The organism is Bradyrhizobium retamae (genome assembly GCF_001440415.1).
GTDB lineage: Bacteria > Pseudomonadota > Alphaproteobacteria > Rhizobiales > Xanthobacteraceae > Bradyrhizobium > Bradyrhizobium retamae.
The window spans coordinates 49,885-60,074 of record NZ_LLYA01000171.1 but is presented as its reverse complement, the minus strand read 5'-3'; the positions used below and the strand labels follow the sequence as shown (position 1 = coordinate 60,074).

Genomic DNA, 10,190 nt, shown 5'->3' with positions numbered 1-10,190 from the left:
CATCTCACCGCACGTTCGTGACGATCGCGAGCCGCCCCTCCATCGGGTGAGACGGGCGGAAATATGCGGCTGATTTGCCTCTCGCGTGAAGCGGAATATTTTTGATTCCCGGGATTGACACGATTTCTGAAAATCAGAAGTGATTTGCCTGTCGCGCGCCTGCCGACCTTGCAATTACTGGATGTTCGATCCACCTTCCCAAGGGGCGACATATCAGACGCGGCATATCGAATTGGAACGGTTGGACGATCTCGAAGCCTTCCTGGCGGTCATCGAGAAGGGCAGCCAGGCGGCGGCCTCGCGTCATCTTCGGCGCCCGTTGCAATCCCTCAACCGGTCGCTGATGGCGCTGGAACGCGCGCTCGGCGTCGAGCTCGTCAAACGCACCACGCGGCGGTCGGAGCCAACCGAGGCCGGGCGGGTATTTTACGAACGCATCAAGCCGGCGGTTGCAGAAATCATCGAGGCGCGGGCCGAGGCAGCCAATCTGCGCGGCGAAATTCAGGGTCCATTGAAAGTCGGTGCGCCCATTCTGTTTGCTTCCTCCTACGTGGCGCCGATCGTCAGCCGCTTTCTAAAACTCTATCCCAACGTGGATGTCGAGCTTCGCGCCTCCGACGAGCAGGTTGCTCTCGTTGCGGAGGGCCTCGATATTGCCGTGCGGATCGGCGACTCCGCCGATGAATCCCTGATCGCCCGCCGCTTGCATACGCTGCGCGTGGTCATCGCCGGCGCGCCGTCTTATTTCGCCGAACATGGCCGGCCGCAGCATCCCGGCGATCTCGAGCGGCACGCCTGCATCTTGCGGGCCGGAGCCGAGGTGATCGACAAATGGCCGTTTCGCGTTGACGGCCGGCTGCAGTCGATCAGGGTGCACGGCCGCTTTCGTTCGAACAGCGCCGCTTCGATCCGCGCTGCCGCGCGCGAAGGTACCGGCCTTGCCCGGCTGCCGCTGTGGCAGATCAGCGATCTCGTTGCGCAGGGCGCGCTCACGATCGTTCTGCCGGAATTCGAAACCGAGGGAATGCAGATCCAGTTGGTCTGGCCGCCGACGCGGGCGCCGCTGGAACGCGTTCGGCGTTTCTCGGATTTTCTGGCGAGCAGCCTGAAGACCGATCTGCTTTAGCTCAGCACGTCAGAATACATTATATCCGGGCGCCAGCAGATGTTGTGGATCGTAGCGCCGCTTGGCTTCGCGCAGCTGCGGCCAGCTTGATCCGAAGTGAACCTCCCAATCGCCAGGCGAAATGGCGAAGGCGCCGACCGGATACTGAACGCCGCCGGCTTCGCGAATGCGATCGTAGAGCGTACGATTGGCCGCGACCATCCGCTGTGCCGCCGCCGCATCGTTCGATGCGGGGATGCGAATGAGATTAAAGACAAAAGCAACATCTTCCTCCGGCAGACGAACCAGCGGCGTATGAAACACTTTCGTTAGCAAAGGGTAGAGAGTTATCCGCCCGAACGGACCAACAGCATCGCCCTTCAGACCAGCCAGAATATCGCCGGCGACCCGTTCGGCGTTGCTGCCGCGCAGGAACGTCAACAACCAGGGCTGCGGATTGGACCACAGGCCTTTGGAGCGGAGCAGATTTTCGAATTTTCCAAACGCCAGGGCATCCTCGCGATAGCTCAGGTCGGCGATGACGGCGGCACCGCGCTCATCCGACAATCCGGAAAGCACCGCCTTGTCATCGGGGGCCGAGCCGCTGCTATAAGGGATCGCGCCGTCAAGTTGGTACCGCCAACCGCCGCTACCATCGGGAAGAATGGCCCCCTGCAACTGGTCGAAGCGCCCTTCCGTCAGCACACGCCGCTGGTCCGCCGTAAGCGATGGCAAATCACGGTAGAAGAGCTGAAAGCGCCTGATACGCTCGGGAGCGCGCACCAGGCGCAGCGTTGCCCGGGTAACGATGCCGCATTGGCCCAGGCCGGCGCGGACGCCGTCGAAGAGATCGGCGTTACTGTTCGCCGAGCAACTCAGTTCATTGCCATCGCCCGTCACCACGTCCAGCGCGATGACGTTGTCGGTTTGCATGCCATGCCGGGAGGACGTCGCTCCGATGCCGCCCACCGCGATCGTTCCTCCGACCGATAGACCGAGATAGTTGGTCAGCACTGGCGGCGTGAGTCCCTGCGCCAAGGTTGCGTCAAGCAGATCTCGCCATACTGCGCCGGCGTCGACCACGACGCGATCGTGCTGGATCTCGCGGATTGCGTTCATCGCGCTCATATCGACCACGACGCCGTCCGCTGACAGCGAGCGGCCATAGATCGAGTGGCCCTGACCGCGCGCCGCCACCTTGACGGCGCGGCTTTTCGCCCAGCGCATCAGGCTCGCAATGTCGGCGCTCGATGCGGGCCTGAGCACGCCGCGCGGTTGCTGGTGAACGAGGCGGCCAAAATCATGGGCTGCGGCGGCGCGAATCTCCGGCTCAAGGCGGACATTGGCAGGCGGAGGCGGGCCGTCTGACGACACCGCCTGCGCCGATGCTGCCAAGGCGCTGGCGCGCGAAGCGAGCGCGGCGGTGACGCCGAGGCCTGCGCCCAAGAACATACGTCTGTCCGATGGCATGAAGCCTCCTTGTCCAGAGGCCGTGACGCTCGCCTGCAAAAGCTGTGGCGCTACACGGCATGAGACAATGACTGCCACGCCGGATGCATACTCCCGCAAACCGGGAGGATCAGGTCGGCAGCGGTCGCCGTTAATGCTCAGCGTGAAAGGCTAACAACTGTGGAACGGCGGCCGCGATCCCCCAGCTTGCGTTCCCCGACTCGGCGCAGCGCGACACGCTCACCGCTTCGGGACACGAAATTGTCGGTTCGCATCTCTCGACGCATGGCCGTTTTCGCCGGATTTACGTCATTTCAGGCGGATCACTGCGGCTGTAGACTGCGATTGGTCGATATGAGTGAGGCGCGTGCCGGCAAACCAATGAATTCGCGACGTGTATTGTGGAGCGCGCTCGGCGCAGTCGCGCTTGTCGCCGTGATCGGCGGAGCCTGGATTTTCTCATTGCCGCCGGCGTCCTCGGCCGCGGCCCCGCCGGCGATCACGCAAGACGAGCGCGATGCGACGGTCGCGGCGCTGAAGCCGCCGAAGCGGCAGCGCCCGCTGATCGCCATCATCGGGATCAACGACGCAACCGAAACCACCGACTATCTCATGCCCTATGGCATCCTCAAGCGCGCCGACGTCGCCGATGTCGTTACGCTGGCGACGAAACCGGGTCCGGTAACACTCTTTCCGACGCTCAAGGTCGAACCGCAGGCGACAACAGCGGAGTTCGATGCGCAGCATTCTGACGGCGCCGACTACGTCATCGTCCCCGCCATGAGCCGCGACGACGATCCAGATGCGTTGCAATGGATCCGAAGCCAGTCGGCCAAGGGTGCAATCGTGATCGGCGTCTGCGCCGGCGCCAAGGTGGTCGGCGATGCCGGGCTGCTGCACGACAGGCAGGCCACCACGCACTGGTATTCCGTCAAGGAGCTGCGCGGCAAGCATCCCACCATGCGCTATGTCAGAGACCGGCGGCTGGTGGTCGACAAGGGCGTGGCGACAACCACCGGGATCACGGCGTCGATGCCGATGTCGCTCACCTTGATCGAGGCGATTGCCGGACCTGACAAGGCGCGCGCCGTCGGCCGCGAGATCGGCCTCGCCGAGTGGGATGCGCGCCACGAGAGCGACGCGTTCAAGTTCACGCGCCCGTTTGCGCTGACGGCTATCCGTAACACGGCCGCGGTCTGGGCGCACGAGCAGCTTGGCATCGAACTCAAGGGCGGTGTCGACGAGGTATCGCTGGCGCTCGTCACCGATGCCTGGTCGCGGACCTATCGCTCACGGGCGGTGACGTTCGCCAGCACTGCCGACGCGCAGCACAGTCGCGGCGGCTTACGGATACTTCCCGACCAGGTCGCGGCGGACTGGCCCACCGCGCGATTGCTGCCGGCGAACGAGAATGTGAAACCGGCGGAAGCGCTGGACCACGCGCTTGCGGGCATTGCTGCGCGCTACGGAACGGATACCGCCGACTTCGTCGCGATGCAGCTTGAATATCCGAAGCATCCGACGCCGTAGTGCCATAGGTGGGCACAGCGACTTGTCCGCCGTAGCTCGAAGAGCGAAGGCGGAAGCATTGCCCACCATCAAACGAGATTGTGGATGAATGGTGGGCACGGCGCTTGCGCGCCTTTGCCCACCCTACACGGCCCTCACCGCCACGGCTCGACGATGATCTTGGTGTGCACTTCCGGGTTGGCGAGATCGGCAAAGGCCTTGGCGACGCCGCCGATGCCGACGGTGGAGGTCACCATCGAGGCGGCGTCCACCTGCCCTTCCGCAATCAGGCGCAGCGAATAGGCGAATTCCTCCGGCGTGTAGCCGAGCACGTATTGAACGTTAAGCTCCTTCATGATGCCGAGCATCGGCTCGGAGCGGTCGGTCTCCATGCAGACGCCGACCACGACTATGCGGGCATCGCGCGGCGCGCCCTCGAACACCTGCTGGATCAGGCCAGGCACGCCGACGCATTCGAAGATCAGCGCGGGTTTCAGCGCCGGCAACAGCGCCTGCAGCGGCGGGCGCGCGGCCTTTTCCTCCGGCGACATCTGGGCGTGTTCGGCCCAGGTCGCGTAAGGCTGTGAGCGTGCAGGATCGACGACGACGTCGGCGCCGAGCTTTTCGGCGAGCGCGCGGCGGGCCGGCGAGTAATCGGCGGCCACGATCGGGTGCAATCCCCTGATCTTCAGCGCTGCGATGACGGCGAGCCCGACCGGGCCGCAGCCGATCACCAAAGGCACCTCGCCTCCCCTGATGTTGGCTTTTGCCACGGCATGAACGCCGACCGCGAGCGGTTCGGTAAGCGCGGCGTGCTCGGCGGCGAGGCCGTTCGGAACTTCGAGCAGCAAGGTTTCGCTAAGCAGCAGGCGCTCGGCATAGGCGCCGACATTGTCGTTGGAATAGCCGATGCCCTTCGGGCCTTCCGGGGTCAGTAGCGCCGGCAGCGAGCAAACCTTGGTGCCCGCCTTTAACTTTCCCGTGGTGCCAGGACCATAGTCCAGCACCTCGCAGCAGAATTCATGGCCGAACACGACGTCGCGCGAAAGGTCCATCGGCTTGCGGCCCGGAAAATGCTTGGCGAGCTCCACCATGCGGTGCGCGTGCTTGCGCGCATGCAGGTCGGAGCCGCAGATGCCGCAGGCCAGCGACTTCACCAACACCTGCCCGGCACCGGGTTTCGGCTCCGGCATCTCGTCGACGACAATTTCCCCATTGCGGAAAACGGCTGCGCGCACGAAAGATCCTCCTGGTGATTTTTGCTCACCTTAGCACGGAGGATCACCACGAATAGCGTGCAACGCCCTTACCGGCGTAGGAACAGGTGCCTTCTTGTGGGTGACCCGTATCAGGCGTTCGGTGACGACTCGGCCGAGACCGTCAGAAGCTGCGACCGGCGGACCCGCTCGCGATGAGCGGTGTAGAGGCCTGAGGCGACGATGAAGGCGGCGCCGGTGATCGTATAGGCATCCGGGACTTCGCCGAAGATCAGGAAACCGAGCACGCTGACCCACAGCAATTGCGTGTAGGAAAACGGCGCCAGCACGGAGGCGTCGGCGTAGCGGAACGCCAGCACCACGATCCACTGCCCCGCGGTCGATGCGACACCGATCAGGATGCCGAAGGCGATATCGTGCCAAGTGGGCGTCACCCAGACGAACGGCACCAGCGCGGAGAGAATGAACAAGCCCGCGATCGACGAATAGGTCATGGTAGTGATGGCGCGCTCAGTGCCGCTCATCATTCGCGTCATGATCAGCGTGCAGGCCCAGGCCAGCGCCGAGACCAGCGGAAAGAACGCCGCGGGGTGAAACGCGCCGGTGCCGGGACGCAGGATGATCAGCACGCCGACGAGGCCAACGCCGGTTGCGATCCAGCGGCGCAGGCCGACCTTCTCGCCAAGAAAGATGATCGAGAGCGCGGTGACGAACAGCGGCGCGACGAAACCGGTGGCGGAGGCCTCCGCAATGGGAAGAAACCGCAGGCCGGAGATGAAGAACAGCGACGAGCCCAACAGCGCCGCGCCGCGCAACAGATGCAGGCCGCGGCGTTTGGTCTGCAGCGCATAGAGCGGGGAACCCGGCAGCATCGCCGGCGTCATAATCATCGCGAACACCAGGAAGCGGATCCAGGCGATCTCGATCGAAGGCAGGGTCGCGGACAGATATTTCGCCGTCACGTCGGAGGCGCCGAGAAACACCGTCGAGGCCAGCACCAGCGCGATGCCCTTGAACGGCCGATCGGCGCGCGCGGGCGCCTTGCGGATCGTCGACTTCTTTTCGGGCAAAGGCAGATGAGCGCTGTCCAGCCTAGCGGCTGCGGCGGGGGGCGGTGTCACGGCAATCTCGATAGGCAGTAATTTTTCGAATCGGGCGAAGTTGTAAAAAACACCAATTCGCCCAATGCGACTAGGTCCGAAAACAGGATGCCGATATGCGCTGAGGGCGCGATTGCAATACTTTGTTAAGGATGGTGCAGATGAGCGCGCTACCGTACTCGCAACGCCAAAATCTTCTCCGCGGCGCGCAGATGCGGCTTGTCGATCATCTTGCCGTCGATCTTCACGACACCTGACGTCGGATTGTCGTTGAACGCTTTGACGATCTTCTCCGACCAGGCGACTTCCTCATCCGTCGGCATGAAGGCGGCATTGACGACATCGACGTGCTTGGGATGGATCACCGCCTTGGCAAGGAACCCATCCTGTCGGGCGGCAATGGATTCCTCCCTGAGCGCGTCGAGATCGTTGATGTCGGTGGCGATGGTATCGATGGCGACGACGCCGGCTGCGGCCGCACTGATCAGGCAGAGATCGCGCGCCAGCAGGAACGGACCATGAAAGCGGCCGGCGGTCCGGTTACGCGACGCGCCGAGCGACGCGGCGAGATCCTCGGCGCCCCACATCATGCCCCACAGCCGCGGGCTCATGTTCTCGAAGTCGAGCAGCTTGAGCACCGCCCTTGCGGTCTCCGTCGCTACGGTGACGATCCTCGTCGATCCCTGTTCAATCCCGGCGGCGGCCTCGAAGGCATCGAGATACAGCGACAGACGGTTCACGTTGGCGGCGCCGGCGCATTTCGGCAGCACGATGCCGTCAGGCCGGCCCGGCATGACCGCGGCGAGGTCGCCAAGCGTCAAGTCGGTATCGAGCGCGTTGACTCGGACATACATCTTCTGGTTCGGATTCCGGGCGTCGAGCATCTCGCGCACGATCCGCCGCGCTCCGACTTTCTCATCCGGCGCAATCGAGTCCTCGAGGTCGAGGATCAGCGCGTCGGCCGCGGTCTTCTTGGCGCTCCCGAACTTGCGCAGGCTGTCGCCGGGAACGAACAGGAACGATCGCATCGGTTTACGCCTTCGGTTTGCAATGCATCAGGCCGGTCCGGCGGCAGCTCGCCACCACCTCGCCGCGCTGATTGGTCATGGTGTGCTCAAACTCGACAATGCCCTGGTTCGGCCGCGACTTGCTCTCACGCTTGGAAATGATCTTGGTGTGCGCCCTGAGCGTATCGCCGTGGAATACCGGTTTTGGAAATTTCACATCGGTCATCCCGAGATTGCCGATCGTGGTGCCGAGCGTCGTGTCGTAGACGCTCATGCCGATCATGATGCCGAGCGTATAGAGGCTGTTGAACAGCCGCTGGCCGAATTCGGTATTCTCGGCGAAATGCGCATCGATGTGTAGCGGCTGCGGGTTCATGGTTAGGAGACTGAACAGCGTGTTGTCCATCTCGGTCACCGTGCGGCTGAACTCATGATGGAATTCGCGGCCGACCTCGAACTCCTCGAAATACAATCCAGCCATCAGCGCCCCCTGTAGTTTGGCGTTCGCTTCTCGACGAACGCATTCAAGCCTTCCTGACAGTCCTCCGTCGTTGCAACGAGTGCAAAGCTCTCGGCGGCATTTTCGACCGAGCGGCGGAAATCGGCGTCGACCGCCCGCATGAAAGCATCGCGCCCGATCTTCATGACGATGGGTGATTTGGCAGCAAGCTTGCGCCCGATCTCCCGCGCCCGATCCAGCGCGGTTCCCTTCGGAACGACCTCACTCAGCAACCCCATGCGAAAGGCAGTTGCGGCATCGAAAGGCTCGCCGAGGAACAGCGGCCCAAAAGCCTGGTGCTTGCCGACCAGCCGCGGCAGTTGCACGAAGTGAATGGCCGGGATCAGCCCGACATCGATCTCGGGATAGCCGAAGGTACAGCCTTCGCCCGCAATGATCATGTCGCAGGAGATCGCAATCGTCATGCCGCCGGCGCGAACCGCGCCATCGACTGCAGCAATCGTCGGCTTACCCATGCGATACTGGATGTCGTTGAGCGCAAAATACAGCCGTTCGAGAAACTTCTTGGTCTCGATTCCAGGCTTGCCGCGAACAATATCCAGATCGAGCCCGGCGCAAAACACCTTGTGCGCACTGCCGATGATGATGGCGCGTACCGCTTCGTCGTCGCTCGCCTTCGAAAGCGCGGCCAGCAGCGCATCGATCAGGTCCATGCTGAGCGCATTGACCGGTGGGCGATCCAGCATGATCTCGGCAATATTGCCCGAGACAGAATAACGAACCAGATCGGCACTCATGCCGTGCCTCCTTTGGCCTGATGTCGGCGATGTCTTGCGTTCGATGTCATCTCATCCCTCGGGCGGGCGGAAAGCTACAGCGCGAGATAGCGCTGCCGAATGTTTTCGTTGGCTTTCAGCTCTTCGATCCCGGATGTGTAGACGATCTGGCCCTTGTCGATAACCGTCGCGTGGCTCGCAAGGCCAAGGCAAAAATGCATGTTCTGCTCGGCGATCAGCACGGTGGCTCCGGTACCGCGGAGCTGCCGCAAGAGTTCACCGATCCGCTGCACGATGATCGGCGCCAGCCCCTCGCTCGGCTCGTCCAGCAGCAGCAATGCGGGATTGCCCATCAGCGTGCGCGCGATCGCCAGCATCTGCTGCTCGCCACCCGACAGCCTTCCCGCGATCCGGTGCCGCAACGGCTCCAGCAGCGGAAACACGTCATAGATGCGCCGGATCGGCCATTCGTCCTCGCCGTTCGGCCCCTTCTTGGTCCCGATGACCAGATTGTCCTCGACCGTGTGTTCGGGAAAGATCTGGCGATCCTCCGGCACGAAGCCGAGGCCGGCGCGCGCGATGTGATGCGGCTTCAGCCCGGAGACAACCCTGCCTTGCAAGGTGACCGTGCCGCGGCGGGCCGGCGCGAGCCCCATGATCGCCTTCATGGTGGTCGACTTGCCGGCGCCGTTGCGGCCGAGCAGCGCCATCGTCTCGCCCTGCCGCACCGACAGGCCGACGCCGAACAATATCTGGCTGGTGCCGTAATAGACGTCGAGGTCTTGGACCTGCACGACCGGCTGCGCACTCATACAGTGATCCCCGCATGATGTTCGGTGCCGAGATAGGCCTCGATCACCGCCTCATTCCGGCGGATCGCATCCGGTTTGCCGGTTGCAAGAATGCGGCCGTAGCAGAGCACGACGATCTCCGGCGCGATCTTGAACACGATATCCATGTCGTGCTCGATGAACACCACCGTGATCTTCTGCGTCTCCCAGAGCTCCCTCACCTTCTCGATCATCCGCCAGCGTTCTTCGGTGCCCATGCCGGCGGTTGGCTCGTCGAGCAGCAGCACCTTCGGATCGAGTACCAGCGCGAGTGCGATATCGAGCAGCTTCTGGTCGCCATGCGACAGCGTCGCCGCGGTGCGGTTTCGCTTGCTGGCCAGTCCCAGCAATTCCATCGCATGCTCGGCGCGGTCGCGGGTCTCCGCCAGCGGGAAGCGACGGTGCAGGACGCTGGCTTTGCGCTGATCGGCGCACACGGCTGCCAGCATCGTCTCTTGCACCGTCAGCGACGGAAAGATGCTCGCGACCTGGAACGCGCGGCCGATGCCGTGGCGAACGATCTCAGGCGGCGTGCGCCCGGCCAAGTCGAGGCCGTTGAGCAATATCTGGCCAGCGTCGGGCTTCAACGCGCCGGTGATCAGGTTGAAGAACGTGCTCTTGCCGGCTCCGTTGGGGCCGATCACGGCGGTGAGCGAACCATCTGTGAAATCCAGCGTGACATTGTCCGTCGCCTTGACGCCGCCAAATGACTTGGAAAGGGAGCGTATCTCCAGCAT

10 protein-coding genes are annotated in these 10,190 nt (G+C 63.3%); 2 read left to right on the top strand and 8 right to left on the bottom strand.

What is annotated here, in order from left to right; translation table 11 throughout:
- Window positions 1-232 precede the first annotated feature (232 nt).
- Window positions 233-1,126: a LysR family transcriptional regulator gene (locus tag CQ13_RS27075; RefSeq protein WP_057845891.1), complete on the top strand. Its 894-nt coding sequence runs from the start codon at window positions 233-235 to the stop codon at window positions 1,124-1,126.
- 9 nt (window positions 1,127-1,135) lie between these two features.
- Here CQ13_RS27075 and CQ13_RS27070 read toward each other — a convergent pair whose 3' ends face one another.
- Complete coding sequence (locus CQ13_RS27070; RefSeq protein ID WP_057845890.1) at window positions 1,136-2,575, bottom strand: FAD-binding protein; 1,440 nt, start codon at window positions 2,573-2,575, stop codon at window positions 1,136-1,138.
- A 360-nt stretch (window positions 2,576-2,935) separates the two neighbouring features.
- Here CQ13_RS27070 and CQ13_RS27065 point away from each other — a divergent pair, with 360 nt between their 5' ends.
- On the top strand, window positions 2,936-4,084 hold the full coding sequence (locus CQ13_RS27065) for a DJ-1/PfpI family protein (protein ID WP_057845884.1): 1,149 nt from the start codon (window positions 2,936-2,938) through the stop codon (window positions 4,082-4,084).
- A gap of 134 nt (window positions 4,085-4,218) precedes the next feature.
- On the opposite strand, the gene CQ13_RS27060 is transcribed toward CQ13_RS27065, so the two are convergent.
- The 7 genes from CQ13_RS27060 to CQ13_RS27030 all read right to left on the bottom strand — a co-directional run bounded on the left by CQ13_RS27060 (window position 4,219) and on the right by CQ13_RS27030 (window position 10,190).
- A complete protein-coding gene (locus CQ13_RS27060) occupies window positions 4,219-5,301 on the bottom strand; it encodes a zinc-binding dehydrogenase (RefSeq protein ID WP_057845883.1) in 1,083 nt (360 codons plus the stop codon).
- 110 nt (window positions 5,302-5,411) lie between these two features.
- On the bottom strand, window positions 5,412-6,356 hold the full coding sequence (locus CQ13_RS27055; RefSeq protein WP_057845889.1) for a DMT family transporter: 945 nt from the start codon (window positions 6,354-6,356) through the stop codon (window positions 5,412-5,414).
- Window positions 6,357-6,550: 194 nt separating this feature from the next.
- The gene (locus tag CQ13_RS27050; protein ID WP_057845882.1) at window positions 6,551-7,408 is read right to left on the bottom strand and encodes an HpcH/HpaI aldolase/citrate lyase family protein; all 858 of its coding nucleotides are present in this window, start codon (window positions 7,406-7,408) and stop codon (window positions 6,551-6,553) included.
- A 4-nt stretch (window positions 7,409-7,412) separates the two neighbouring features.
- Window positions 7,413-7,868 (bottom strand): MaoC family dehydratase, encoded by a 456-nt coding sequence (locus CQ13_RS27045; RefSeq protein WP_028350125.1) that lies wholly within the window; start codon window positions 7,866-7,868, stop codon window positions 7,413-7,415.
- Window positions 7,868-8,644 carry an enoyl-CoA hydratase/isomerase family protein gene (locus CQ13_RS27040; protein WP_057845881.1) on the bottom strand — a complete coding sequence of 259 codons (777 nt, stop codon included), beginning with the start codon at window positions 8,642-8,644 and terminating at the stop codon, window positions 7,868-7,870. Before CQ13_RS27040 ends, CQ13_RS27045 begins: the two co-directional genes overlap by 1 nt.
- Before the next feature lie 74 nt (window positions 8,645-8,718).
- Window positions 8,719-9,435, bottom strand: a complete 717-nt coding sequence (locus tag CQ13_RS27035; protein ID WP_057845880.1) for an ABC transporter ATP-binding protein — start codon at window positions 9,433-9,435, stop codon at window positions 8,719-8,721.
- The gene (locus tag CQ13_RS27030) at window positions 9,432-10,190 is read right to left on the bottom strand and encodes an ABC transporter ATP-binding protein (protein WP_057845879.1); all 759 of its coding nucleotides are present in this window, start codon (window positions 10,188-10,190) and stop codon (window positions 9,432-9,434) included. The genes CQ13_RS27035 and CQ13_RS27030 overlap by 4 nt, the downstream gene beginning before the upstream one ends.

Coding starts and splice junctions, on each gene's coding strand:
- CQ13_RS27070 (WP_057845890.1), bottom strand. CDS start 2,575: ATGCCATCGGACAGACGTATGTTCTTGGGCGCAGGCCTCGGCGTCACC.
- CQ13_RS27065 (WP_057845884.1), top strand. CDS start 2,936: ATGAATTCGCGACGTGTATTGTGGAGCGCGCTCGGCGCAGTCGCGCTT.
- CQ13_RS27050 (WP_057845882.1), bottom strand. CDS start 7,408: ATGCGATCGTTCCTGTTCGTTCCCGGCGACAGCCTGCGCAAGTTCGGG.
- CQ13_RS27045 (WP_028350125.1), bottom strand. CDS start 7,868: ATGGCTGGATTGTATTTCGAGGAGTTCGAGGTCGGCCGCGAATTCCAT.
- CQ13_RS27040 (WP_057845881.1), bottom strand. CDS start 8,644: ATGAGTGCCGATCTGGTTCGTTATTCTGTCTCGGGCAATATTGCCGAG.
- CQ13_RS27035 (WP_057845880.1), bottom strand. CDS start 9,435: ATGAGTGCGCAGCCGGTCGTGCAGGTCCAAGACCTCGACGTCTATTAC.
- CQ13_RS27030 (WP_057845879.1), bottom strand. CDS start 10,190: ATGCTGGAGATACGCTCCCTTTCCAAGTCATTTGGCGGCGTCAAGGCG.